Here is a 25,758-nt window from a genome sequence, read left to right on the forward strand (position 1 = left end):
CGATTGCTCAAGTCGGGACAGCGCCGCCAACGCTCAGGATCGAAACAGGCGGCTATACTGTGTTTCATGCCATGCGCTCGCCATGGCCTGCGCAACGGACAGATTGCCGATCTCGGCATCGTCGAGAGTAATGGCCGAGGCGGCACTTCGTTCGACGATCGGAACGGCATCGATCAGTATGCGCTGGCCAGCGACATGACCGAGCGGGACCACGCGGATGGCGGCCGCAACCTGCGCCTCCACAACCGCCCACATCAGCCCCTGCAATGCAGAAAATGGCGCCACCTGCCAGTGATGGGCAGCAATCGCGAAGCTTGCCGGATAGGTCAGTTCGGTGCCCGCATAGGCCTGTGCCGCTGGAACGCCGAGTGCTTTGAGGAGAATGATCAAGGCTTCGCCCATGCGCCGGTCTTCAGCCTGCATCTCGCTGCTTTCACGACACGCCGCAAGCCAGGCGTTCGCATGGGAAAAGCCCGAACGGTCTTCAGCATAGAGCGCCTGGATCATGCGCCAGAACAGTGCGCCATCCACCACCGCGAAGATGTTTTCGAGGGAGCCAAGGATCCAGTCGCGTACCGTCGCATCATTTTTTACCCACCCGGCATGCACTGCCCATTCAAGGCCACGGGAATAGGAAAACGCACCGACAGGCAGGCTCGGACTGACAAGCCGCAGAAGATGAAGTGGGACGGCATTGTCCGTGTCGACAGCGCCTCCCTGCCGGGCGGGCTCCACGGTTTGGCGCGCGGCATAAGACGGAAGGCGATGAATTTTCGATGCGTCGCTTGCAGAGCGGTCAAAGGTCATGTTGTCCAAATCCCCTGCTCCTTGCCATTTGAAGGTTACGCTATTTTTCGCTCTGAACGGGATGCGCTGCGGTCCGCAGCCAGATAGCGTCGCCGATTGTCTTCCGGCGTCGTCGCTTCAGCCGGCGGGACCGGCTCCAGCGCCTTGAACGCATATGCGCCTATCAGCATCAGCCAGGTGACGATAACGAAGGTCGAGGTCAAGACCGGCATGCCGATCGGTTCGAGGAAAATTGCAACCGATGCCCAAAGCCAGGTCGTCACGACCACGCCAAAAAGCGTGTAGGCAAAACTCTGCCAGGTCAGGACAAGAAAAAAGCCGCCAAGCGCCAAGGCCGTGAGCGCTGCATTGTACCCGAACAAGCCGTCCCGAATAGCGCCTTCCGGCCCGCCGAAGGCTGCTGCCACGAGCGCTGCCAGCGCTGCTCCGATGACGGCCATTGCCGCGGCGATGCGCGAGTGAATGGCAATGCCGATGATGATGAGATAGCCACTGACCCAGTTATCCTGGAAGAAGATCTGCCCGATCGCGTTGCCGATACCCATGTACCAGGTCGGCAGCACATAGGCGACACCGTCTGCGTATTGGTCCGGAGAGACCGGCTTGGCCAGCGGACCGGCCTCGATATTGTCGAACTTTAGCACCGCGAAAAGGAAGAGCCATCCGACCAGCACGAAAGGCATGGTGAGCGCCGCCACCCTGTACGGGCCCAACAGGTTGGCCAGCGCAGCAAAAACCATCGTCGTCATGGCTGCTGCGAAGACAATGTAGACGGCGAGATAAAACGAAGGCACCGCGCCGGTGCGGAAGTTCTCGCTGGTGAAGGCGACGAGTGCAAGGCCGACAAGCGCGCCGTTAAAGCCGTAAAGGCCATTGCGGATCAACCCGCTGTCGGCCTTAAGCACGATCGCGGTGGCAGTGCTGACGACGACGCCGAGCAGGCAGATCAGCCCGTAGATCCATGAATTGTAAAATAGAGCCGCCAGAATGACCAACCCGCACAGGGGATTGTTCTGAAACACGACCTGACCGATGCCTCGCAGCGACCAGTCGATAAATCCGAATGCCCGGTGGTCCTGGAAGTAATTCTGGTTCACCACATTCTCCCGCGCACTGCCAAGGTCCCGCCGTTTGGTCCAGATTTCGTGGCCTCCCGGTCGCAGCTTTGTCAGAACAGATAATAGCGCTGCGCCATCGGCAGGACCGTCGCCGGCTCACAGGTGATGATCTGGCCGTCCACACGCACCTGGTAATTCTGCGGATCCACTTCGATGTTTGGCGTAAGCGCATTGTGGATCATGTCCTTCTTGCGGATGGACCGCGTGCCTTTCACCGCAACCAGGGCCTTGTTCAGCTTGAGTTTGTCGCCGATGCCCGCATCGAGCGCTGCTTTTGATACGAAGGTGGCACCGGTCGAAAAGCGGGCGCGACCAAGGACGCCGTACATCGGGCGGAAATGCACTGGCTGTGGCGTGGAAATCGAAGCGTTCGGATCGCCCATTGGCGCTGTGGCGATCATGCCGCCTAGCAGCACCAGCGACGGCTTTACGCCGAAACTCGCCGGCTTCCACAACACCAGGTCGGCCCGCTTGCCGACCTCGATCGAGCCAAGCTCGTGGGCAAAGCCATGGGTGATCGCCGGGTTGATGGTGTATTTGGCGACGTACCGTTTGGCGCGGAAATTGTCATTGCGCGGGCTATCCTCGGGCAGCGGTCCGCGCTGAACCTTCATCTTATGGGCCGTCTGCCAGCAACGCACCGTAGTCTCGCCGATCCGGCCCATGGCCTGCGAATCAGACGACATCATCGAAAGTGCACCGATATCGTGCAGGATGTCCTCGGCCGCGATCGTCTCCTTGCGGATTCGCGACTCGGCAAAGGCCACGTCTTCGGGTATCTGCGGGCTCAAGTGGTGACAGACCATCAACATGTCGAGATGCTCGTCGATCGTGTTGATCGTGTAGGGCCGCGTCGGATTCGTGGATGAAGGGAGGATGTTTTCCTGCCCAACCGCCGTGATGATGTCGGGAGCATGGCCGCCGCCGGCACCTTCCGTGTGGAATGAGTGGATCGCACGCCCTTTCATCGCGGCAAAGGAATCCTTCACGAAGCCGCTCTCGTTCAGCGTGTCCGTATGGATGGCGACCTGGATGTCCTCTTCGTCGGCAACCGTCAGGCAGGTGTCGATGGCAGCAGGGGTCGTTCCCCAATCCTCGTGCAGTTTCAATCCTATGGCACCGGCGCGGATCTGTTCGCGTAGCGGTTCTGGCAAGCTTGCGTTTCCCTTGCCGAGAAGTCCGACGTTGATCGGCAGGTCCTCAATGGCTTCGAGCATCCGATGGATGTTCCAAGGTCCGGGCGTCACCGTGGTCGCCAGCGTTCCGACAGAAGGACCCGTGCCGCCGCCCACCAGCGTCGTCGTACCGCTAGCCAGAGCTTCGTCCGCCTGCTGCGGCGCGATGAAGTGAATGTGGGTGTCAACCGCGCCTGCGGTCAAAATCTTGCTTTCGCCCGCGATGACGTCGGTACCGGGGCCGACGACGATGGTGACACCCGGCTGAATATCAGGATTGCCAGCTTTCCCGATGCCCGAGATGCGGCCGGCCTTGATCCCGACATCGGCCTTGACGATGCCCCAATGGTCGAGGATCACGACGTTGGTGATGACGAGATCGGCGACCTCGGCTGCCAGCGCCTGGCCTTGGCCCATGCCATCGCGGATGACCTTGCCGCCGCCGAAGGTTACTTCCTCACCGTAAATGGTGTGATCGGTCTCGACTTCGATGACGAGTTCCGTGTCGGCGAGCCTGATCCTGTCGCCCTTGGTCGGGCCGTAAAGGGAAGCATAGTTCTCTCGCGTGATCGTGCCCATCTCAGTTTCCCAATCTGCCCATGATCATGGCATTGAAGCCGTAAACCTTGCGCTCGCCTGCAAGCGCAACCAGCTCGACCGGTCGCTCCTGCCCGGGCTCGAAACGGACGGCGGTTCCCGCCGGAATATTAAGGCGGAATCCCTTCGTCTTCTCGCGATCGAACCGAAGCGCCGTATTCGTTTCATAGAAATGGTAGTGGGAACCAACCTGGATTGGCCGATCGCCGGTATTCGCCACGTCGATCGTGCAGACCTCTCTGCCGGCGTTGAGGCTCACCGTGCCGGCCTCGATGAAGAATTCACCCGGGATCATCGTATCGCCTCCTCAAATCATGCCGAAGGCCAGGCTGACGCCGATTGCCGCGCAGGCGGCCCCTGCCGCCGGCACGAAGTTGCGCAGCTTCGGCCCGAAGCCGCAACCGGCAGCAATCCCGATACCGTGGAGCATGAGGGTGGCAAGCGCAAAGCCGGCCATATATTCGAGCCCGGGCGCATTTTCCGGGATCTCGCTTCCGTGGGCATGGCCATGCAGGAGTGCCATCAAGCCGATGACAGCAATGCCAGCAGCGACCGGCAGGTTGACCGCAAGCGCCACCAGGATGCCGAGCACCACGACCGAGGCCAGAATGCCCGGTTCGACCAAGGGGACCGGCACATGGAGCATGCCAAGCGCGCCACCGGCCAGCATGACGCCGACAAAGGCCGCAGGCCACGCCCAGATCGCCTTGCCGCCCTTCAGCGCCGCCCACAGGCCGACGGCGATCATCACCGTCACATGATCAAGCCCCAGGAATGGGTGGATAAAGCCTGCTATGAAGGACGATGACGAGGTCGCGCCCATGCCGACATGGGCGTAGGCGGGCAGAGCCGAGGCGGTCAGAAGGACTGCGGCGAGCCCGGCTTCCTTGATCTTTGCGGTGGCGGACATGGAAGGACCTTTCATGAAAACCGACAGATGACGGCTGCGCGATCTCGAGCAGCGACGAGGTGGTGGGAGCATTCGGTCTTGCCGAAACTGAAGCATTTCTCTGTCCTAGCGGATCGGTTCATGCACGGTGACCAGCTTCGTGCCGTCTGGAAAAGTCGCTTCGATCTGGATGTCGTGGATCATTTCGGGAATACCTTCCATGACGTCGTCTCGGGCCAGAAGGGTTGCTCCATACGACATCAGCTCGGCGACCGTCCGGCCTTCGCGCGCACCCTCAAGGATGGCTGCGGAAATATAGGCGATCGCCTCCGGATAGTTGAGCTTGATGCCTCGAGCCCTGCGGCGTTCAGCCAGCAATCCTGCCGTGAAGACGATCAGCTTGTCCTTCTCGCGCGGTGAAAGTTCCATCGTTTCTGTTCCTCGCTCAACGATGCCTACGTTGCCCAGATCCGCGGAGCGTTCGCCGGCTTGCGGAGGCATGCTGTCCGCAAAACGTCCCACGTGCTGGCAAACAGGCTCTTGGCCTCAGACACCCGCTGACCGAGGTAGCGGCATACGACAACCCGCTCCAGCTGACTGACCGAAAACACGTCTGCGCCACGCTCCCGGAGCGCTCCACGCACCCGTTCGGCACAGCCTTCCGCAGCGTCCCCGACATAGATCATCGTGCCGAGGATCGGCTGGTCGGCCAGCGCATAGGATGCCTGAGAAAGCGGCGAGCCGCCGCTCAGATGCAGGCGCTCGAACCAGATCGGCCCGGCGTCACAAAGGACCTCGATGCGCTGGCTGATCCTGCCGCTTTTAAACGCCTCGCCCGCTGCGGGCCGCCCCAGGCTCAGGACGTCCCAACCCACATAGCTTGCTCCCGCGGCAAGGAGGACGCTGGTGTCGATAGAGGCGTCGGCCCCGTCAAACAGGATCGTCTCCTGAGGAAGATGTTCGCAGACCGCACCTTCGCCGACGCTGATCGATATGCGCTGCTCACCACCGCCATGCGTGCTGCGGTAGAACTTCGTGGCGCCGGGGGTCGTCAGAAGGGTTTTTGTGCCGGGTCCAAGATGAATTTTCGTCTCGAGCTTGTCGCCGCCGGCGATGCCGCCCGGTGGGTGCAACAGATAGACGTGGCAGGTGCCGTCTGCCTCAGGGTGAAAAGGGCGTTGGACGACAAGAGGACCAACGTGGCGCTGCCGCATCAGTGCAGTCCTCCCGCCGCGCGACCCGAACCACAACTCCAGTTCTCCCAACCAGCTGCTTGGCAGCGGCACAGACTGCGCGTGCCCTGTCGCGGCGCTGCTGGACGGCAAGTCGGGCGGAGACTGCGGACGCCTCATCTTTCGTCACCGATTTCGAAAGCGGTTACCTTGAAGAGGCTATCATCCGACCGTGTGGATGTGATCGGCTTTCCGTCCAGATCCTTGTGCTTTCGTCCCAAACTTCGTCATTCTCGCCTCTCGCGATAGAACATCGCATGACAATCAAGTAAAAGAAGCAAAACAGTCTCCACGCGAATTGAGGGCTCTCTAGCCCTCTGATGTCCGAGGGAAATCTGGTGTTGAGTATTACCGTGCTATGCGCGTCGGAGAATAGGGCCGGAAAGCCGACCTCGCTGTCGCGTGCCAAGGCTTCCTCGATCCGGTCTTGCGGCAGTCCCGGGATGTCCTCATGTTCGAAGACGACATCCGTCTGGAGATCGAGGCCGCGGACGAGCCCTCCGTGCGATCGCCGGCAGGAATTGCACTCGCGACCGCCACCGCCAGGACGATGGGCGTCACCACGACTATCGCATCGCCATAGACACGACGAGCCGGAATGAAGGCGATGCTTCGCGTCAGGCGAGCCTCGGTTCCTCGCCCCGTTCGCCGGTTTCGTAGCCAAGGGGTTCAGTTCACGAACGACGAAAGGCAAAGCGCATGTCTTCGAGAAACGGTCCCCTTCGCGTCGGGATTGGCGGCCCCGTCGGTTCCGGCAAGACGATGCTGGCGGGGCAGCTCTGCATGTCGATGCGTAACGATTATTCGATCGCCGTCATCACCAACGACATCTACACCAAGGAGGATGCGCTCATATTGGCGCGCCAGCAGGCGCTGTCGGAAGACCGCATCATGGGCGTCGAGACCGGTGGATGTCCGCACACGGCGATCCGTGAGGACGCCTCCATCAATTTGCAGGCCATCGCCGAGATGAGCCGGAGATTCCCCGACCTCGACGTAGTCTTCATAGAGTCCGGGGGCGACAATCTCGCGGCCACCTTTTCACCTGACCTCGCCGATTTGACGCTCTACGTCATCTCGGTGTGTCAGGGCGAGGAAATTCCCCGCAAGGGTGGTCCAGGTATTACGAAATCTGATTTCCTGATCATCAACAAATGTGATCTAGCCCCCTATGTGAACGTTGATCTGGATATCATGCGGACCGATGCGGCCAACATGCGAGGAACAAGGCCCTTCGCATTTACGGACCTCTCGCGCGGAAAGGGCCTCAAGGACATCATTGACTTTATCGTCGAAAATGGCGGGCTGACTTAAGCCCTAAGCGCCTGACTACTGGACCCTGGCGGTATTGGGATCGGATCAACACCATAGATTCAGCGACTTCGCCGAGCGGGAGTGTCGTATGTGCTTGCGTTCGTCGGATCGATTTTCATCCTTGTCCTTCAAGAGATCCTGACGGCGGGCACGCTCGTGCGTCATTGACCGAAGACGCTTTGACAAACGGAATTGGCACTGGGAGCCGTGCCGACCGATGGCCGATCTGTCGTCCCGGCCCATGGCCATGCGAACTTTGCAGGGTGGTCGGCTAAAGGGCTCATTGGCAGGAACGTTTCCGACCGGTGCGCGTTGATTCTTTTTATCCCGCGCCAGTAGGCGTGGGCAATACGAGGGAGGCTATCATGAAAGTCAGCAATTGCATGACGACCGACGTTCAGATCACCGATCCGGAACACACATTGCGGGATGTCGCCTTGATGATGGGCCGTCTCGATGCCGGCGTTCTCCCGGTGGGCGAAAACGATAGGCTGGTCGGCATGATCACCGATCGCGACATCGCCATTCGTGGCGTGGCAGAAGGCAAAGGCCCGGATGCCAAGGTTCGCGATGTGATGAGTACCGACGTCAAATACTGCTTCGATGACGAAGACGTGGAAGACGTCCTTCACAACATGGGCGATCTCCAAGTACGGCGCTTGCCGGTGCTGAACCGAAGCAAGCGGCTGGTCGGCATCATCTCGCTTGGTGATCTCGCCAAGAAGGGCGAGGCCATGGAAACAGGCCGAGCACTGAGCGGCATTTCGCAACGCGGCGGCGCACACTCGCAGACAGCGCACTGACGTTCGCATAGCGCCACAGGAAAACTGGCAGCGAGCCCGCGACTGGTTCACTGACCTCGGTCAGATCGGACACCGCGGGCCGCATTGCGCATCCTTTCTGCCTGGCTCGTCCGTTCCGGTCTGGCGGCGGATGCCGTTCGGATCGGGGCTTCGAGACTGATGTCCGGCCGCAATCTCGTCAGCCCTGTTGCCGAATTCGGCACAATCAACAGGCGCGCAACGAGGAGGTGTTATCTCATGGGGCTAGCTCCTCGACCATCTCGGGATCTCCCCGCCCCGCGCGATGAAGCACGTGAAGATACCGGCAATCGACATGACATCGGGAACCAAGACCGTAGAGGCCGGTTAACCTGCAACCTAAAAAGACAGGGCGAAAAACGAGCCACGAGCCCTACAGGAGAAGGCCAATGGTCAGCAAAGCAGATCGGGACCCGCGTCACCATACGCAAAAGATGCAGATGCGCCTTCAGGAAATGGTCGATCACTTGCGCGGAGATATCGGGAAGGTTGAAGAGCCGCAGTTGAGGGCTATGTTTGAAACCGCAGCGGAAGTGCTTATCGGTCTCAGGAAGGCCTTCAGCGACTATGAACAGAAAAACGAGATGGCCTGGCGGTAATCCGCCAATGGAGGGTTCTTCCGCATATTTGGTGCAGGAGGATTCACGTGCGGCGCGAATACGGTCATAGATTCGGAATCGTAGTCTATGCAGTGATTTGCTCGTGCTTCACTTTTTCAACTCGTTGCTTCCGGAGAATTTCGAGGTCGTGGAGATCGTGCGCCAATGCGGCGCTGTCGTTATTTCGGCGCGGTCGATTTCGGCCTCGGCCACTTGCGATCGCTCCAGGGCGCGTTCACAGCCATTACCTGCGCCGGCTTGCCGATCTGCCTTTCCAGGATCAAGCTGCGGCGATCCGGCTTCGTGCCAGGCGTTTTCGTTGTGTCGATAGTCAATGCACGACGCGCATCTTCACCGAACGATTTCCGGAATTGGTTTCTGCCAAGGCCCGTCGAACCAACTGCCTCAAAGCGGCACAAACAGCGGTCGGACTTACGGCAGGAGGCGAGCCCGGTGGTCGCTTATCGCAAAAGCTGACCATTCCTGTGAGCGGCGATACACTTCTGCGAACGGTGAGCTCATCGGTGCACGAATCCTATCCTGCCCCTCGGATCGTTGGGATCGACGATTGCGCCTGGCGCAAGGGCCAGCGTTACGGCACGATTGTCTGCGATCTGGAACGCAACCGCGTTCATGATCTCCTTCCCGAACGAAATGCTGATGTTGTAGCCGAATGGCTGCCCGCCATCCTGGCGTAGAAATTATCGCCCACGACCGTGCTGGCGTTTATGCAGAAGGGGCACGACGAGGCGCCCCTGATGCCGCTCAGATCGCGGATCGATGGCATCTTCTTACGAATTTGGGTGAGGCTCTTCGTCTGGCGGTCGGCCGAAATCGCAAAGCTGTCCGTCTTGCCGGCGTCGCCGCGATGAATGAGATCGCCACAGGAAGTGAACTCCCCGAACACCCGTCGCAGACGCCAACATCGCTGCAAAGCTTGCGGCACCAGCGAAAGCTGCAACGTCGTGATCTGTATGAGGAGGTGATGCGTCTGCGTGATGCGGGGATCACCTCTGCGAAGCAGATTGCGCCACAGGTCGGCATGAGTGTGCGTACAATTGAACGCTGGCTGGCAGCGGGCGGTGAACCCGAACACCACCGCCCTTCGGCTCTGTACCATACCCTCCTGCCGTTCGAGGACTATCTTCGTCGACGTTGGAACGAAGGATGTCACAATGGCCGACAGCTTCTGTCCGAGATCAAAACCCAGGGATTTAAAGGGAGCCGTGCAACCGTTTACCGATGGATCGCAGCCCTGAAGAAGCAGCCACAATCATCTAAAGGCGAAAAGAGCCGGCCCTGGCGACCGCCATCTCGGCGCGCATGCGCATGGCTTCTGGGCCAGGACCCTTAATCCGGTGACACAAAGACCGAGTGTTTCCTGAAGCATGTTTACGAATATGCGCCGCAGCTTTCGGTTGCCGGGCATCTTTCTCGCCGATTAGAAGCGATATTGCGGGGTGATGATGCCTCCCTCCTGGAGGGATGGATCACTGAGGCCGGGGACAGCGAACTGGCCTCTTTGGCTGCCGGAATTAGCCGCGACGTCGAGGCCGTCCGCGGCGCGATCAATCATCGATGGACGACCAGCCCCGTCGAGGGTCAGATCAATCGCCTGAAGACGCTGAAGCGGCAGATGTATGGCCGTGCCGGTTACGCGCTGCTGCGCGGTCGCGTTCTACTGACGGCATAGCTGACACTCAAATTGCGGGGGACGGGAACCATTGAGCATTGCCTGGGGCGGAGCGTCGGCCTTAGATTTGTTCGAAGCTCTACAAGGATTGCGATATGACTGCGCATCAAACGTCCTTCACCGAAGCAATGAGCCTTGATGATCTTGAAGCTTATCTCATGTCCGACAGTTCTCCAGCGGAGAGTATGCTGCTGTCCGACCTGGATGGCTTTTTGACCGGCATCGCCGTCGGGCCGGAGGCAATCCCGCCCGACGAGTGGTTGCCGGTTATTTGGGGTGAGTCTGCGCCTCAGTTTGACGATGAGAGCCAAGCGCAGGCTGTCCTTGGGGCCATTATGGGCCGTTATGACGAGATCGTCCGGCAAATAGAGAACGAGACCGTCGAGCCTATTTTTTGGCAATCCGGCGACACCGTCATCGCCTGGGACTGGGCTGACGGCTTTGTCGAGTCCTTCGCGTTGCGCCAGCGTCACTGGACGAAGATGCTCAAGTCTGAAGCCGCGATTCTGCTCGTTCCCATCATGCTGCTCTGTGATCCGGAAAATCTGCCCGAAGAACTTGCCATCGAGGAAAAAGAGCAGGTGATTGACGACGCAATTGAGGCCCTGCCAGACACCGTTTTGGCAATTGCGGCCTATTGGCGTATGTCTGAACTCGAAAAGAAAAGCGCCTCTGCTGGCCTGCGCTCGTTTGCCAGTCCCGGCCGAAACGATCCCTGCCCGTGTGGATCAGGCAAAAAATTCAAAAAATGCTGTGGCGCTCACGCCTGAACAACCATAGTGAAACCGCAAGCAGGCGGAGACCCTGACCTGCACCAAATATGCTGAAGAACCCAATGGAGGTCAGCAACGCGAGCCGACGACACTGGGGTGCCTTACACTCGCTCCTTCGTGGAAAGCGGCCCCGCCCGGGATCCGTCGGATTAATTCCTGTTGGGCCCTGGGCCGGCGCCCTTGTCAAAGCTCGAATCGGTCTTCAGCTTCGGGTCATCTCGACCATCGTCGGACGAAAGCCCGCGGAGGCAAACAGGCGCCGTGCCGCGTCGTTTCCATATGCCGTAGAAAGTACGATCCGCTCAGCGCCCCTTATGTCCATTTCTGCAACGACTGCATCGAACAGCATTCTACCAACACCCCCTCGCCGACGTGCCGGATCCACGAAGAGGTCGTGGATAACACCCGCCGGGCCCCGTAGGGACATGTAGTCGGCTCCTTCGAGGGCCGCGTACGCATATCCGACAATCGTGCCGTCTTCTTGTGCGACAAGCACGACTGCATCGCCTCGGCTCGACTCGCGTTCAAGGAAATTGGCATATCCTGATGGGGTGTTTACCGTGGCTGCGATAAAGCGGGCCGGGTCGAGCTCATGGTGGAGTGCGACCAGCAGCGCGCCGAAATGACCAAGTGCGGCCGCGTCCGCCGAAGTGGCGGGGCGGATTTTTACGGTGGATTTTATTGATGCCGTTGTCATTGGTCTGTGAAGTCTATGCGATGTCCGGGGCCGCCGCTAGCCCGTTTCATCCTTGCCGTGGTTTCTGACCGGCAGCGCGCCTGACGTGGCATAGTCGCCGCGTCGTGGGACCGATGACGCCGCCCCCGACCGGCGCCTGCTTCTGGAGGCAGAAACACCGAGCTCCCGGCCTGAGGTCTATCCAGCTGGCCTTTTGGACCACCGACCGTGCCCGATCGTGCTCGGATACGCTTGAGGCGCGTCTTGCCCGAGAAGCAGCGGGTTGCGCATCAAGGGCTGCCACCCACGGCTGCGCTGGTTCGTCTTCGACAACGCGCTATTTCTATCGTCGTGACAATCGCAGCCGGTCGCCAGACTGCTCTTGCACCGGTCGAGCGGCGACGGGAACCGATGGGATGTTCACTTCCAACATTCTACCCAGGACCGTTTTTTTGGATCGGGAGCGAGAAAAATGGCAATGGCACTCAGAAACATGACACAGGCAGAATGCCTGGAAACGCTGAATGGCGCCCACTATGGCCATCTGGCCTGCTGCAACGAAGGGCAACCATACCTCGTTCCGACCTACTTCGCTTTCAAGGCAAGAGTAGCCTACAGCTTCTCGATGCCGGGACGGAAAGTCGAATGGATGCGCAAGAATCCGAACGTCTGTCTTCAGGTCGAGGAGTGGCTGTCAGAGGGAAGTTGGAAAAGCGTTGTGGTCAATGGGAGGTTTCAGGAACTGCCGGACGACGACGCCTGGCATGAGGAGCGCCTGCACGCGTGGTCCTTGCTGGAAAAACATCTGAACTGGTGGGAGATCGGATCGCTGAAGCCAACCGAAGTTCCTCCGGCGAGTGCTCCCGTCCATCTCTTCTATGGCATCTATTTGAACGACGTCTCGGGCCGGATTGCCACGCAATCGGAATAGGACCCATCCGGACGAGGCGACTGGGGACCGGGCGGCGGTTGAACTCCTTTGGCCAACGGCGAGATTATCGGGCCGCTCCCATCTTCGCCGAGTTCTAGCGACGGCTCCAGGCGAGGAAAGGCCGGTAGTGGCGTTCTGCGATAAGCAAGGTTCTGTCAGGCTGAATGATATAGATTTCCTCGACTTCGCGTCCCGTCTGATCCGTAAAAGTGTGGGGGAACGAAGAACCGATCGGCGACTTCGTGAGCTTCGTGCGCGGCTGACCGTTGTAGGTTATGCTGCCAGGGATGGGTGCCAGGCCGTCAGACGAGTAAGAGCCTGAAACGACCATGCAGCTTGCGAGGAGTAACGCCGTCACGGCCATTGTTGCGATCTTCTCAATCATCGATCAACCTTCAGCGCACGGATGATATTAGTTTCATCTGTGGCGATTCTTAGCAGATATCGCAGTTCGCTCACCAGCTAAATATGGGGCTTTCCTAGAGAGTCGAGTGACCGCAAGGTGCGGCTGCTACGATCAGTCCGAGCTCCATCAACGCACGCTCGATATCACCGTACTGCCCGCCTGCTTTGCCGAAATCGTTTTACCTGGAACGAACGCGCGAGGCTTATCGTCCAACCGACGAGCACGTCCAGAAGCTGGAAGCGATCCGCGGCAGAAACGTCGATTTGGCCGACAGCAAATTGCCTTCGCGCCTGCGAACTTCCGAATTGGAGAAGCCTCGCTTTCAGGAGGATGACGACGGCTTTTGCGCAGTCCGCCGTCTCTTCGCAGGAGCCGTCACCGGTGACGCTTCGGCTTCGTGCTGCAAGCGCAAGGCCTTCAGCTTCTCGGTCTTTTTTTCGCGAGCTGCGGCCTCCGCGTTGATAATGGACCTCGCCGTCGTATCGGTGACGGACGCCTTTTCCCGCGATGAGAGCTTGGCCGGATTGAAGAATTCATCTTTTGAAGTCATCTGCTCTCTCTCTTTCTCTCTCTCTCTCCAGCCGGAGACCGCCCGATCCGTTCAGCGGGCCGGACGGACTGCCTTTTTCGGAGCCGGAAGAAGACCTTCACGCTGAAGCTTCTTGCGCGCAAGCTTACGCTGGCGGCGAACCGCTTCGGCTTTTTCGCGAACACGCTTCTCGGATGGCTTTTCATAAGCGCTGCGTGCCTTGAACTCGCGGAACAAACCTTCGCGCTGCATCTTCTTCTTCAGCACGCGAAGCGCCTGGTCGACATTGTTGTCTCGGACGAGAACCTGCAAATTCTTTCCTTTCATGCGGCAAACTCGTTTGCCGTTGGTCCGTGTGGAAACTACTTCCGCACCCTGATGCTCGAGGTTTTCAACCAGGATCCGCCCTGAATATCCATGACCTTGGCAATCGCGGGCGACGGCGGTGCGGATTGGTTTAGGTCGATATCGCTCTCCAGAATCCGCCGATCGAAGTTTTCGGCCTCGAATCGAACGCGATACTGCGGGCGACTGCCTTCAGACGGAAGAACCGCCGTGATCTTGCAGGTCCTGCCTGCCGTCTCGGTACGGACGAAGCCGTCCTTCAAAACGATACTGTCGCCGACAGCGTATCTGGGCATTCGTGCCACTTGATTTCACCCAACTGTCTTGATCGTCAAGAGCGCAAAAGGCCGGGCATGACCCCGGCCTCTGCCATCAGGCACTTGGCTGCCAGTACATTCGTGGTCAGCCGGGGCCGAATAAGAATTAAGCTGCGCGCAGGTTGTCGGCAGAATTCTTGCCTGACTTCTTGTCGCGAACGAGATCGTAGGTGATCTTCTGGCCATCGGACAGATTGCCGAGACCAGCGCGCTCAACAGCGGATATGTGAACGAAAACGTCCGTGCTGCCATCATCCGGCTGAATGAAGCCGAAGCCCTTGGTGCTGTTGAACCACTTAACGGTACCTGAATTCATAACGATCTCCTTTCAATGGTCGTTACTGCCATGCGTCTATTCACAGGGCTAAAGATCGATCTTGAGAGGAAATCTGAAGGAGCTTCGAGCTCTTTGACAAAGGTCACAACCAACGGTCGATGACCTACATATATCGCAAACTCTGGATTAAACAAGGCATCAATTAATGCCACGCGTCGGATGGGGGCGGCTGCACGACCTTATTCAGGATCCGAATTTGCTCGCCGATCTCGCACGGATCGAAATTCGTGCATCCTGTCGTCCTGCCGCCTGGCTTTTCCGCCTTGTCGGTCATTCCTGCCGAGACGGGATCCAGCACGATGGCGAAGACAATCAGTAGATCCGGCGCCACTTTGCGTGCCGCCCAATAGGTCACGGCGCCAACGACGGCGATCACATCGGCACCGCATTGGACGAGGTCGGCCGCAAGGGTTGGGAGATCTTCCAAGCCGCACTCCGCAAAGCGTGCTTCGAGCCGCACCGTTTCTCCGTCCCTGTAGCCAAGCTCCTGCATCTGTTCAAAGAAGGCAGCCAAGCTCGGATACGTCATGTCGCCTGCCAAGAGAACTCCCACAACCGGCAGGGTGTTCAGATGTGGTTTTCTGCATCTCACCCGTAGCGACTTTCCGATCCATTGAGCACCCCTCGACGCCTTCGCTTCGGCACCGCAGCCTACCATGAAGATCACGGAATCTGGCCTCCGTCAGAGCGGTCGCCTCTGTGCGCGAGTTTCAAGAGCTACTATGGACCGGGAACCGGAGAGTCATTCCATCTGTTTTCTGCCTTTGACAAACTAACCGGCTCCGCAGTCAAGCGGGCAGGTTCGGCATGCGTTCTCAGGAGTCGGACAGATTCGCTATTTTCCTGACGCCATTGCGCATTTGCGCCCAGCCGGAAATCCATTGGCCACCAACGACCTCATGGCGCCCACGTCGCCGGTCAGCCAGGAGTTACGCCGATGAGTTGCGGGTTTCCACCTCATGCCGAGCCGGAACCAACTCCACGATCTCTGGCCGTCAATCCGACCTGCCTCATACGCGTCGCACTGCAAGCGCTTCGTCGTATCTCATCAGCCGGCCGGCATTCGCGAGCACCAGCAAGGTGCTGAAATTGTGCAGGATTGCCGCAACGACGGCTCCCGCCGCTCCAAGAAAACCAAATCCAGCCAAGGCGACGATCGCGACCGTCCAGCCGAGGCCTATGATGACGTTGGTCTTCAATGTCTGTCGACATAGTCTGGCGAGCCGGATGCACGTGCCGAGCCGCCGCAAATCGCTGCCGATGAGAATGATGTCTGAGGAGGCCAGCGCGATATCGGCGCCGCCCGCGCCCATCGCAATCCCGACAGCGCCCGCCTTCAGCGCCAGCGAGTCGTTGATTCCGTCGCCGACGACAAGAGGCTTGAAGCCGCTCTTGGTTTCGCTCAACACACGTTTCAACTTATCGGCAGGCAGGGCCTCAGCCATGACGTCGTTTATGCCAATCTCCTGCGCCAAGGTCTGCGCGACGGACTGGCGGTCGCCGGTCAGCAGAAGCTGTCGATTGAGGCCGAGCGCCCGCAAATCCATCATTGCATCTGCGGCCTCCGGTTTGATCGTATCCGACAGGAGCAGCCAGGCGACGAAGTCTCCGTTGATGGATATCCCGGCGAGTGGACCGTCATGGAAGGGAACCGAAGGAACATTGATGGACATACGTTCAAACAGTTCGGAACGTCCAAGTGCGACTTCGCCGGCGGTCCCGGTGGCAATCACACCCAGGCCTTGGATCTCCCTGACATTCGTTAGCGAATAGTATGCGTCATTTGCAACGAGCGATGCCATGGCTCGGCTAACCGGATGGCTGCTGGCAGCCCCCAACGACGCCGCTAAAGCCAGAACAGCTTCCCGATCCGCATTCGCGGTCAGTCTGATCTCTTGCAACCGAAGTCGCCCAAAGGTGAGCGTGCCGGTCTTGTCGATGATCAGCGACGTCAGATCGGCCAACTCCTCCAGGAATGCCGGGCTGCGGATGAGGATGCCATGGCGCGCCGCCACCGCAATGCCGGCAACCGCCGTCGCTGGCGCGGACAGGACTAGCGCGCACGGGCAAGCCGCGACCAGGATGGCAAGCATGATCTGGTCATTGTAGGTAAGGAACCAGGCGATCGCTGCAACCGTCAAGACGAAGCCCAGATATTGCTGGACGTAGCGCTCCAGCAGTCGGGTGATCGGCGGCTTCGAGTTTTCTGCCCGCTGCATCAGCGCGATGACTTTTCCGAGCGTCGAATCTTCGCCGGTTCTCGTCACCTCGATCTCAAGACGGCCGTCGAGATTGATCGCGCCGCCGAAGACGTCCATGCCGGTTGAGACCTCGAGAGGCACTGATTCGCCGGTGATGGGCGCAGTGTCGAGGCTCGCCTGTCCCTGTCGGACCCGACCGTCGGCGGGAATGCGGTCTCCCGCCCTGACCTCCACCAGATCGCCCGGCTTCAAGGCAATATTATCGACCTCTCGTGTTCCACCACTCGGTGTGATCAGTCGCGCATGGCTGCGCGTCAGGCGTGCCAGCGCCTCCATCGCCTCGTTTGATCCGATGACGCTGCGTTCCTCCAGCACATGACCGAATATCATGATGATAGGTAAGAGAGCGGCAGTCAGTAAATCCCCGGTAGCCCAGGCGGCCAGCATTGCCAGAGCGATCAGCTGATCGGTGATGCCATGCAGGCTCGGATGGCGCAGACTGTGCCAACCAGAGCGGATGACCGGAACCGCGACGATCAGCGAGGCGGCCGCGAGCAGGAGCTGGCCGACGCCCTCTTCGTCCGGCGCAAACCAGCGCCATGCAATGCCGAGCACAAGCAGGCTCAAGGCGATCATGGCCAAGGTAAGCTGAACGGCGGCCGCCTGCTTTTCGTTGGCGCTCAGCAGCCCGGCGCTGAGCACATGGCTATGATGGTGCGTGTGGCCATGCGAGGCGTGGGAATGATCGTTCGCAACACTCATTTGTCGGCTCCCTGCAGAATGAGGCGCGCATCGTCCTTCGGGTCGACCGTGATCACCGAGCCTGCTTGCGATAGGATTTTGGCGACGCGATCCCGATAGAGTCGCCAGAGAAGACCGGGATCGCTATCGCGTCCCTGCCCGCTTGCAAAGCCGGTGATGGTCGCCGTGTCGGCGCGTGCCGCTGCTAGACGTTCGCTGGATTGGGCTTCAGCCACCTGTACGATCCGGTCGGCTTCCTGATTGGCGGCTTGCTTGTCCTTCTCGGCATCGTTTTGGGCTGACGCAATCGCCTGCTCTGCCTGCTGGCTTGCCGTCAGCACCCCATCGAACGCGTTCACGGCTGTCGTCGGCAGCGCGGATTGAACGTCGGCACGGTCGATCTCGATGCCGAGACTCATGCCCTTCGATTTCAGCGCGTCGAGGCTAGCGTTGATGGTCTTTACCAGGTCGGCGCGCAACCGTTCGCGGCGCTCGGCAGTACCACTGTCGGCGGAGACCAGTTCCGGGCGTGCGACCAGAATGCTGTCGAGATCGCGGGAAGCGCAGATGACAACTGCGCTACGGGTCACGAGGCGGTCCAGCGTGGGAAGGACATGCTCCTCCTGCAGGACATAGGCGAAGGGATCGGTTACCCGATAAAGGACCCGGATATCGAGCTGAACGACGCTCGCGTCTGCGGTCAATAGATATCCCGATCCTGCCAAACTATCGCTCTGTGTCGCAGCGTCGGCCTCGCCGGTCTGCGCGGCTGGCGAGCGAAGCAATCCATTGATCCGGCGTTCCAGAACCGTTGCGGCGTCGGGTAGAAGCAAGACGTTTTCGAACGGCGCCGGCAAGGCCCATAGCAGGCCGGATTCCTGCACCCGGTGCAAGGCGCCCAGGCGCAGGACAACAGCCCGGCTTTGTGGCGCGATCTCCCTGACATTGGATGTTGCCCAGCCGACCGCCGCCAACGCCATGATCGCCGACAGCAGCACGGATACCAGACGAACAGCCTGATGCTGCGCCGTTGAATTCCTATCCCCGATGGTGCGCATCCTTAATGTGCTCCGCCAGCCGACGCGGCGCTCGGTGGTCCATCGACCAAGGCCCGGAAAGGTGCGGCATCGGTACGCAAGACAAGGCGGGTGTTGGAATTGACGATCGTGCCGAGTGTGTCGAGGGAGCGGAGCAGTTCGTAAAGTTCCGGCGCGCTTTTATAGGCTGTTCCATAGATCTGCGCGGCCTCGACGCGCGATTTCGCCTCTATACCGGCGGCCCTCACGGTCGCGTCCGCCTGCAGCACTCTCGCGTCGCGCTCGGCTGCTGAGCGGATTTCCGCGGCCTGGCGCTTGCCGATCGCTGCACGTTCGGTGGCGATGGTCTCACGCTCGGCCCGCATGCGGTCGACGGTGGCGCTCAGCGTCACCGAAGGCAGGGTCAGGCGCTCGATACCGACCTCAACAACCCGCAAGCCGTAGGTATCAAACAATTGCCGTCCGATCTGGGCCTTGAGCTGCGCCTCCAGGGCATCGATCCGGAGCTTGTCCGGATCGGGGTTGATCAGTGACGACAGTTCGAAATTGCTGGCCGTGGTCTCCAGCGACGATCCGAGGAACGTGCGGATTTGTGCCGCGGCCTGGTCCGGCTGGTTCTGAACCGACCGGACGAAGCGCTTGATGGCATCCGGATCAGGCGGGACCTGCCAGATCGCATAGGCCTGCGCGATGATCCGCAGCCCGTCCTTGGTTCCCACATCCTGCAGGCCGCTGGACGTCGATTTGGCGCGAAGATCGACGTCGATGGTCTTCTCCAGGGGAATGGGAAGCCGGAAGGCGAGGCCGGGATCGATCAGAACGCGAGCCGGATTGCCAAATCTGGTGATGATAGTTGCTGTTCCCGATCTCACCTGGACGAGGCAGGCGGCGATCACAATGGTGGCGACGATGATCATCGCAAATATCAGGCGGGACCACCGAAAAGGCATCGTCTCGTTGTCATCATCGCCGTGAGAATGACGATGATCGTGACCATGATGGTCTAAGTCCAGATGGGCGTGCGCGTCAGTCATGGCCGGTTTCTTCGCTTTGGTATGGAGTGTTAGGCTCAGGCGTCGTGTCGGGATCGACCGGCAACATCCCGCCGCGCAGATCGAGGATCGGGGCGATGCTTCCGCCGATGCGGTGATCGAGGACGAGAGCCCTCGAGCGGGATAGTCCCGTCGTCAGTTGATTGAAGTATTCCTCTGTCAGAAACGCCTGTCCCGCCTCGTGGAAAGCCGATTGCTCAGCCTGGAAGCGCAGCCTTGCGACTTCTGAAGCTGCTATGCTTTCCCTTGCCGTCGCCGTCGCATTGTCCTCGTGGCGGCTCGCGTTGCGTTGCGCCTCGTTGCCCAGTTGGGCGGCCGCTCCCCGCTCGCGCGCAACCAGCGCCTCCGCGCTGATCTGCGCTGCCTGGACCCCGTGAAAGGCATTGGCCGCGCCGGCGGGTGGGTGGATGGCCTCGATGACGACCGCCAGGATTTCAATGCCGCTGTTCAGCTCATCCATGTTCTTCTGGACTACCGAGGCGATATCGTTTGCCAGCGACAACCGGCCTTCGCTGAGGACGTCGTTGAGCGTTCTTCTTGCAAAGTCATGGACCAGTACGCGATTTGCGGTGCTTTCGATCAAGGTCGTAAGATCGGCGACCCGATAGGCCGCTTTCATCGCCGCCTCATCCGAAAGACCGATGCGATAAACGAAGCGCACGTCCATGTTGACGATCTGAAAACTCTGTCTTCCGCCAGTACCGCTGGCTATGACCTGCGATTTCTCGCTGACATGAGAGGCATCCCACAGTCGGTTGGCACTTTCCGGCGCTGGCCCTTCGGCATCCGCCAGCGGCTCGTCATCGCCCTTCGTGCTGACGGAGGTTGCCAGCTCGTGCACGCTGCCGTTCTCGATGGGAATGACACGACCAAACGGCCATGGAAGGCCGATATGCAGACCGGAGTGCAGGATACTCTCGGCCTTGCCGAACCGCTCGTAGACGCCCCGGCCGTTCATCGGAACCTCGTGCACGCCGCTCAACAGCCAACCTAGGAACAGCGTTGCGAGAATGATGGCCGGTGCGGCCTTTCGAATGAACGAAAGGGCCCAGATCTGGCGAAGGTCGATGCCGTGCCTGGTTCGCAATTCCGATTGAATGCCGACCAACGGCCGGGGCGGCCACTGGAGAGCGCCCGCGACAAGGCTGGTGGCGATCAATGCCGGCTCGCGGCTGTCGTGTTGCGGGCGGAACATGAAGGCGATCGCGCGGAGCACGAACTCAAGCCCGACCAGGATAACAAAGCCTCCCAACACCGCCAGGAGTTTGATGGAGAGCCCGGATCCACGCATGCTGAGGAACAGGCAGAAGGAAGACAGTGCGAGTACGAAAATTGGCAAGCGCGCCAATTGCGAAATCGCTTTCGCCTCGGGCCATTCCTCCGCATCGATGGCGGCAAGCCGCCTCTCGGTCACCAGCAGCAGAAAGGCGAAAGCCATACAGAGCGCAATGATCAGAAAGGTCATCGTTCCGATCTGCATGTCGTCCGCCTTCAGGCTCCAACCGGTATAGACGATAAAACATGCGAAAAGGGAAAGGCCGAAGACTGAGAGCGGGCGGGTGCCGATGCGGAAGAAGACCACCTCGGCTAGGGAAAATGCACTCCCGGCCCAGCGTTCCACGCGATCCAGTTCTTGCGTCTCTTCCACGGACCAAACCGAGCGCGCAACAGCAACAAGCCATCGCACTGGCTTTTTAGGAGGGATACAGGCAAGCCCGGCCTGCTCCCGACGCCACCGCGCGACGTCATGGGCGGATCGAAGCCCGGCCCCAAACAGGATAAGCGCTGCCGCATTATTGCAAAAAAACGCAATCCAGATTGCGTTCAGGCTGACGTCATTCGCAATTAGAGCACCGAGTAGAAGCAGGGCCGCGAAGATCGAAACACTGAAGCCCTGGCTTGCAAGATCGTGCGCTTGAACCGCTGCAAGTTGGAAGTCTGGCCGGTCTTTGATCTCTGGCAGCTGCTGCGTAATATCGGAACTCGTTTTCGGCGTTGCCATGCTTTGTACGCTCTTTTGTGCCGCTGAAGATGGTCTTGCATCTGCCTCTCAGCACAGCGACCAGCTGGGTGGAGATACGTTATTACGTATCATGCTCTGATCCGCAAGGCTTCTGGACGTCAGGCCGGCCAACGAGGCAGGTATGTCTGACCTTTCGCTCCATTAGAAAGGTGCAAACGCCATGTTGGTCGAGCCGATGCGAAGGAGAGTGTTCTCCGCGTCGGCTGGAATTTGCCCCACTCGGACTGTCGACGACTATTTCTGCCGGCGAGCACTTTAGTGAGTGGTCTTGAATTCATTGAATACGCCTCGTTTTCTTCGGAGCACTGACGCGAGCCGTGAGCGCGACAATGGACGCAAGAAGAGGGATTAGCACCATCGCATACGGCAACTCCTGTTCGGGAAGGAAACCGGCTGCGACCCGATAGAACTCGCTGGCCAATAGAGCGACGAGGGTCGAGGCCGCGGTCGAGTGGAGCGTGAAAGGCTTCACGAGAAAATCGTTCGCTCCTCCGTTCATTCCTGCCATGCGATCGCCGATCTGATCTTGAGTTGTCATAATGATGACGGGAAGATCGTTGTCCCTACTGCGAATGGAACGGAGCAACGAAAAGCCGCTGCCATCGGGTGGCCGCAGATCCAGCAGAACAGGCGGCCAAGACGGCGGCCCTTGCATCGTCATCAGAAGTTCCCCTTGGTGCATTTGGAAAAAACGTCGAGATCTGGTTTGTAGACGGACGTCGATACCCTCATCATTCCCAGCACGCTGTGGAAGAAATTGTCGTGCGACGTCGCCTCGTTCGTTTCTCGACGAAGGCATGAAGTGTCCAATGCCATGGACTTCGAAAAATCATCGTCGATCCACGTCAGGAACGGCACCTGCGTCTGCTGAGGGGGAGCAAAGAAATAGGGAGTCCCGTGAAGATAAAGGCCGTTCTCGCCCAGCGACTCCCCGTGATCGGACATATAGAACAAACTGGCGGCGATCTGACCCGAACGGGCCTTCAGCCGATCGATAACGCTCGAGAGGAAATAATCGGTATAGAGGATGGAATTGTCGTACGCATTGACGATCTCCTCGGCCGAGCAATTGCCAAGCTGCTCCGTGCGGCAATCCGGTCTGAACTTGCGTTGTTCCTCAGGATAGCGAAGATAGTAAGCGGGGCCATGACTGCCTAGTTGATGCAGCACAAGGACGCTGTCGCCCTTGACGCTGTTCAGCCATTCATCGAGCCTGTCAAAGAAAACACCGTCCAAGCACTCGCCACCCTGACAAAAGCGCGGGTCGGAGGAGTTCGCCAGATCGACATATGTGATCCGATTGGCAACACCCTTGCTGCCGGTGTTGTTGTCGAACCACGCGACATCGATCCCGGCATGCGTCAAGACATCCAGAAGTGTTTCGTACGCCAACCCCTTTTCATGGTCGAACTCGGAGCGAGGGAACTTTGAGAACATGCAAGGTAGAGACGTCGCGGTGGCGGTGCCACAGCTTGTGGTGCTGGAGAAATAAATGACGTTTTCGGCTTTGAGGCGCGGATTTGTTTCGCGACGATAGCTGCCCAGTGAAAAATTCTGGGCGCGCGCTGTTTCCCCTGCAACGACAATCGTCACCCGCGGTTTGCCGATTGGGACGACGGGGGGCTGCACTTTAGCATCCGTTCCAATTGGCTGCGCAACGATGGCTGCCTCTTTTTTGGCACTCAAGAAATAGCGAACGGTACTGACAATCGGCGCTACCGGGTTGACGCTCCTGGTAATGTCCCTCCGCTCCCTTATAGCCGCAGTGTATTCGCGAGAATACGTAATGCCGCAGATGCCGAAGACCGCCAAAGATCCAACGATTGCGATCGTGTTCCAAACGAGTTTGCCAAGGAATTGGCGATGCTCGATACGGACCCAAGCTATCAAGACTGAAGGCAATATGCCGAAAAGCAGCAGGTGTAGGGCCAGGTCAGCTGTTATAAGATGCTGCGCTTCCGCTGGCGTTGTCTCCATCGCGTTGCGGATCATGTCGGCGTCGACAATCACCCCAAACGTGTCGGTAAAATAGGACGCAAGCGCCGCAGCAAAGACAAGGAAAATAAGAAAAGGCTTGATCAGATACTTCGTCGAGAATGGTGTTATTGCCGCAACGAAGAGGCAGAGCATTGCCAGACAGAGCATCAAGAGCGGCCCGCTGCCGCTGCCAAGGTAAGCGGCCGCCTTGGTCCAGAATGTCTTGTTGCAGAAGAGAAGGATATAGATTGCGGTTGCGACGCAAAGCGAAATGCTGCCGATCCTTGGCCTGGGCAACCTCGATTTTTCTGACATCAACGATAACCTCCGGCGAGCACCCGCCTTTTGGAGGGCATTTCTGACTGCAGCCTGAAATAAGGTGAGGGAGTGGCCGGTTTGTCGTCAGCCGCATCTTCCAATCCGAGAGCACCCGGCTACAAACTCGCCTCTCTGAGGAACCCACTGTGCCCAGTATGGCCCTGACTAGAATGGCCCGACACTAGACAGGAATATCTGTGCTGGCTAGCCGGGAGAACTTCGGCACTGGGGACAACCACAAGACAAGACTGCCGCTCCCGGGCGCATGTCCGACGTAGGCCTCAAGTTCGGATGAGTATGATAACTCCGTCGTTGCCGATGAGGACGTGATTGCCGGCGTCCTCAATCGCAATGGCCGACGACCGGCGACGGCAACTGCTGTATCCCCGAGCGGGAACCGCACTCAGGTCATGCCGCGTTGTCTCGGTTTTCGTCCACAGACGGACAGGATCAAATCCCTGCTTTGTCGGGCAACAGACAACAAGTGCGCTGGGCCCGCGCGCGCCCCGCATCCCTCATCGCCATACGCGTTGTTGACCTCTTTAGCGGCTTGCCACCTATGGGCAAGACTTCAGCTTGTCAATAATCGACGGGGTCTCTGATAATCGGACACGTCATGCAATGGCCACCGCCACGTCCGCGTCCGAGCTCGGCGCCAGTAATGGTAATGACCTCGATACCTTCCTTGCGAAGCAATGTGTTCGTATAGGTGTTGCGGTCATAGGCATAGACGACGCCCGGCGCGGCGCAAACGAGATTGGCGCCGCTATCCCACTGGGTGCGTTCGCGGACATAGTCGTTGCCGCCAGTTTCGACGACCCGCAGCTTTTTAAGTCCCAGAGCGTCACGGACCGTCTCGACAAAGCTACCCTTGTCCTTGTGCAGTTCGACACCGCCCTTGCCGTTCGGCCGGTAGGAAAAGGCGTCGATGCCATCGACAATATCCGGATAGAGCAGCACGCAGTCTCGGTCCGCGAAGGTAAACACGGTGTCAAGATGCATGGCGGCGCGCAGCTTCGGCATCGCCGCGACGATCACGCGCTCGGCTGCCCCCTTCTCAAACAGCGCTGAGGCGACCTGGCTGATGGCCTGGCGCGACGTGCGCTCGCTCATGCCGATCAGGACGTTGCCCTTGCCGATGGGCATCACGTCGCCACCTTCGAGCGTGGCAAGGCCCCAATCCTTGGTCGGATCGCCCCACCAGACGTTGACCTTGCCAGCAAAATCCGGGTGGAACTTGTAGATTGCAGTCGTGAGGATGGTCTCTTCGTGGCGCGCGGGCCAGTAGAGCGCGTTTAGCGTAACGCCGCCATAGATCCAGCAGGTCGTGTCGCGCGTGTAAAGCGTGTTCGGGAGTGGCGGCAGCAGGTATTCGTTGACGCCGGCTGCATCGCGAATGAGGGCCAGCTGCTCGCCTCCGATTGCCTCGGGGAACTCGTACGTCGACAAACCGCCGATCAGCGTTTCGGCGAGATCACGGTCAGACAGACCCTCGAGATAGGAGCGCACTTCGTCGATGAGGCCGAGGCCGATCTGGTTGGGGGCGACCTGGTGGTCGAGGATCCACTTCTTGGCTTCGGGCACGGCGACCGTCTGGGCCAGGAGATTGTGCATTTCCACGACCTCGATACCGCGGTCGCGCATCTTGTTCATGAAGTCGAAGTGATCTCGCTTGGCATTGTCGACCCAAAGCACATCGTCAAACAGCAGCGCGTCGCAATTTGACGGTGTCAGCCGCTGGTGGGCACGCCCGGGAGCGCACACCAAAACCTTGCGCAACTGCCCAACTTCGGAATGGACGCCAAATGCCTGAGGGGTGGAACTTGCAGAAGACATGCGTTTCCTCCTTT

30 protein-coding genes are annotated in these 25,758 nt (G+C 59.4%); 9 read left to right on the plus strand and 21 right to left on the minus strand.

Annotated elements, in window-relative coordinates:
- Positions 1-33: 33 nt before the first annotated feature.
- The 7 genes from NBG89_RS26410 to NBG89_RS26440 all read right to left on the minus strand — a co-directional run bounded on the left by NBG89_RS26410 (position 34) and on the right by NBG89_RS26440 (position 5,800).
- Entirely contained in the window at positions 34-807 is a 774-nt protein-coding gene (locus tag NBG89_RS26410; RefSeq protein WP_431323252.1) for an urease accessory protein UreF, read from the minus strand.
- A 35-nt stretch (positions 808-842) separates the two neighbouring features.
- The gene (locus NBG89_RS26415) at positions 843-1,904 is read right to left on the minus strand and encodes an urea transporter (protein ID WP_431323253.1); all 1,062 of its coding nucleotides are present in this window, start codon (positions 1,902-1,904) and stop codon (positions 843-845) included.
- A gap of 71 nt (positions 1,905-1,975) precedes the next feature.
- Positions 1,976-3,679 (minus strand): urease subunit alpha, encoded by a 1,704-nt coding sequence (ureC, locus tag NBG89_RS26420; RefSeq protein WP_431323254.1) that lies wholly within the window; start codon positions 3,677-3,679, stop codon positions 1,976-1,978.
- 1 nt (position 3,680) lies between these two features.
- Positions 3,681-3,992, minus strand: coding sequence for an urease subunit beta (locus tag NBG89_RS26425; RefSeq protein WP_431323255.1), 312 nt, complete (start codon positions 3,990-3,992; stop codon positions 3,681-3,683).
- Between the two features lie 12 nt (positions 3,993-4,004).
- Complete coding sequence (locus NBG89_RS26430) at positions 4,005-4,607, minus strand: HupE/UreJ family protein (RefSeq protein WP_431323256.1); 603 nt, start codon at positions 4,605-4,607, stop codon at positions 4,005-4,007.
- A gap of 105 nt (positions 4,608-4,712) precedes the next feature.
- Positions 4,713-5,015: an urease subunit gamma gene (ureA, locus tag NBG89_RS26435; RefSeq protein WP_431323257.1), complete on the minus strand. Its 303-nt coding sequence runs from the start codon at positions 5,013-5,015 to the stop codon at positions 4,713-4,715.
- 26 nt (positions 5,016-5,041) lie between these two features.
- Positions 5,042-5,800, minus strand: a complete 759-nt coding sequence (locus tag NBG89_RS26440) for an urease accessory protein UreD (protein WP_431323258.1) — start codon at positions 5,798-5,800, stop codon at positions 5,042-5,044.
- Positions 5,801-6,269: 469 nt separating this feature from the next.
- Here NBG89_RS26440 and NBG89_RS26445 point away from each other — a divergent pair, with 469 nt between their 5' ends.
- The 8 genes from NBG89_RS26445 (at position 6,270) to NBG89_RS26480 (ending at position 11,015) form a co-directional block, all read left to right on the plus strand.
- The gene (locus tag NBG89_RS26445; protein ID WP_431323259.1) at positions 6,270-6,401 is read left to right on the plus strand and encodes a hypothetical protein; all 132 of its coding nucleotides are present in this window, start codon (positions 6,270-6,272) and stop codon (positions 6,399-6,401) included.
- 116 nt (positions 6,402-6,517) lie between these two features.
- A complete protein-coding gene (gene ureG / locus NBG89_RS26450; RefSeq protein ID WP_431323260.1) occupies positions 6,518-7,132 on the plus strand; it encodes an urease accessory protein UreG in 615 nt (204 codons plus the stop codon).
- Between the two features lie 365 nt (positions 7,133-7,497).
- Entirely contained in the window at positions 7,498-7,935 is a 438-nt protein-coding gene (locus tag NBG89_RS26455) for a CBS domain-containing protein (RefSeq protein WP_431323261.1), read from the plus strand.
- A gap of 407 nt (positions 7,936-8,342) precedes the next feature.
- A complete protein-coding gene (locus NBG89_RS26460) occupies positions 8,343-8,552 on the plus strand; it encodes a hypothetical protein (protein ID WP_431323262.1) in 210 nt (69 codons plus the stop codon).
- A 614-nt stretch (positions 8,553-9,166) separates the two neighbouring features.
- Entirely contained in the window at positions 9,167-9,250 is an 84-nt protein-coding gene (locus tag NBG89_RS26465; RefSeq protein WP_431324562.1) for a hypothetical protein, read from the plus strand.
- Positions 9,251-9,537: 287 nt separating this feature from the next.
- A complete protein-coding gene (locus NBG89_RS26470) occupies positions 9,538-9,906 on the plus strand; it encodes a hypothetical protein (protein WP_431324563.1) in 369 nt (122 codons plus the stop codon).
- Between the two features lie 96 nt (positions 9,907-10,002).
- Positions 10,003-10,245, plus strand: coding sequence for a transposase (locus tag NBG89_RS26475; RefSeq protein ID WP_431324564.1), 243 nt, complete (start codon positions 10,003-10,005; stop codon positions 10,243-10,245).
- A gap of 95 nt (positions 10,246-10,340) precedes the next feature.
- The gene (locus NBG89_RS26480; protein WP_431323263.1) at positions 10,341-11,015 is read left to right on the plus strand and encodes a UPF0149 family protein; all 675 of its coding nucleotides are present in this window, start codon (positions 10,341-10,343) and stop codon (positions 11,013-11,015) included.
- A gap of 205 nt (positions 11,016-11,220) precedes the next feature.
- Here NBG89_RS26480 and NBG89_RS26485 read toward each other — a convergent pair whose 3' ends face one another.
- Positions 11,221-11,715: an N-acetyltransferase family protein gene (locus NBG89_RS26485; RefSeq protein ID WP_431323264.1), complete on the minus strand. Its 495-nt coding sequence runs from the start codon at positions 11,713-11,715 to the stop codon at positions 11,221-11,223.
- A 451-nt stretch (positions 11,716-12,166) separates the two neighbouring features.
- Between NBG89_RS26485 and NBG89_RS26490 the strand changes: the two genes are divergently transcribed.
- Positions 12,167-12,625 carry a pyridoxamine 5'-phosphate oxidase family protein gene (locus tag NBG89_RS26490; RefSeq protein ID WP_431323265.1) on the plus strand — a complete coding sequence of 153 codons (459 nt, stop codon included), beginning with the start codon at positions 12,167-12,169 and terminating at the stop codon, positions 12,623-12,625.
- Positions 12,626-12,719: 94 nt separating this feature from the next.
- Here the strand turns inward: NBG89_RS26490 and NBG89_RS26495 are convergent, their stop codons facing one another.
- The 13 genes from NBG89_RS26495 to arcA form a co-directional block, all read right to left on the minus strand.
- Complete coding sequence (locus NBG89_RS26495; RefSeq protein ID WP_431323266.1) at positions 12,720-13,010, minus strand: hypothetical protein; 291 nt, start codon at positions 13,008-13,010, stop codon at positions 12,720-12,722.
- Between the two features lie 343 nt (positions 13,011-13,353).
- Positions 13,354-13,581: a hypothetical protein gene (locus tag NBG89_RS26500; protein WP_431323267.1), complete on the minus strand. Its 228-nt coding sequence runs from the start codon at positions 13,579-13,581 to the stop codon at positions 13,354-13,356.
- Positions 13,582-13,632: 51 nt separating this feature from the next.
- Positions 13,633-13,872 (minus strand): 30S ribosomal protein S21, encoded by a 240-nt coding sequence (gene rpsU / locus NBG89_RS26505; RefSeq protein WP_007527643.1) that lies wholly within the window; start codon positions 13,870-13,872, stop codon positions 13,633-13,635.
- Between the two features lie 50 nt (positions 13,873-13,922).
- The gene (locus NBG89_RS26510) at positions 13,923-14,201 is read right to left on the minus strand and encodes a cold-shock protein (RefSeq protein ID WP_431323268.1); all 279 of its coding nucleotides are present in this window, start codon (positions 14,199-14,201) and stop codon (positions 13,923-13,925) included.
- Positions 14,202-14,328: 127 nt separating this feature from the next.
- Entirely contained in the window at positions 14,329-14,538 is a 210-nt protein-coding gene (locus tag NBG89_RS26515; protein WP_007797690.1) for a cold-shock protein, read from the minus strand.
- 163 nt (positions 14,539-14,701) lie between these two features.
- Positions 14,702-15,088: an ABC transporter substrate binding protein gene (locus tag NBG89_RS26520; protein ID WP_431323269.1), complete on the minus strand. Its 387-nt coding sequence runs from the start codon at positions 15,086-15,088 to the stop codon at positions 14,702-14,704.
- Positions 15,089-15,569: 481 nt separating this feature from the next.
- Entirely contained in the window at positions 15,570-17,522 is a 1,953-nt protein-coding gene (locus NBG89_RS26525) for a heavy metal translocating P-type ATPase (protein ID WP_431323270.1), read from the minus strand.
- On the minus strand, positions 17,519-18,559 hold the full coding sequence (gene hflK, locus NBG89_RS26530) for a protease modulator HflK (RefSeq protein WP_431323271.1): 1,041 nt from the start codon (positions 18,557-18,559) through the stop codon (positions 17,519-17,521). Before hflK (NBG89_RS26530) ends, NBG89_RS26525 begins: the two co-directional genes overlap by 4 nt.
- Before the next feature lie 2 nt (positions 18,560-18,561).
- A complete protein-coding gene (gene hflC, locus NBG89_RS26535; protein ID WP_431323272.1) occupies positions 18,562-19,572 on the minus strand; it encodes a protease modulator HflC in 1,011 nt (336 codons plus the stop codon).
- Entirely contained in the window at positions 19,565-21,592 is a 2,028-nt protein-coding gene (gene hflK / locus NBG89_RS26540) for a protease modulator HflK (RefSeq protein WP_431323273.1), read from the minus strand. Before hflK (NBG89_RS26540) ends, hflC begins: the two co-directional genes overlap by 8 nt.
- Positions 21,593-21,887: 295 nt before the next feature.
- Positions 21,888-22,274 (minus strand): response regulator, encoded by a 387-nt coding sequence (locus NBG89_RS26545; protein WP_431323274.1) that lies wholly within the window; start codon positions 22,272-22,274, stop codon positions 21,888-21,890.
- Positions 22,274-23,905 carry a phosphoethanolamine transferase gene (locus NBG89_RS26550; protein ID WP_431323275.1) on the minus strand — a complete coding sequence of 544 codons (1,632 nt, stop codon included), beginning with the start codon at positions 23,903-23,905 and terminating at the stop codon, positions 22,274-22,276. Before NBG89_RS26550 ends, NBG89_RS26545 begins: the two co-directional genes overlap by 1 nt.
- Positions 23,906-24,487: 582 nt before the next feature.
- Positions 24,488-25,744, minus strand: a complete 1,257-nt coding sequence (gene arcA, locus NBG89_RS26555; protein WP_431323276.1) for an arginine deiminase — start codon at positions 25,742-25,744, stop codon at positions 24,488-24,490.
- Between the last annotated feature and the right edge of the window lie 14 nt (positions 25,745-25,758).

The sequence above is a fragment of the Rhizobium sp. YTU87027 genome (genome assembly GCF_050644135.1).
GTDB lineage: Bacteria > Pseudomonadota > Alphaproteobacteria > Rhizobiales > Rhizobiaceae > Rhizobium.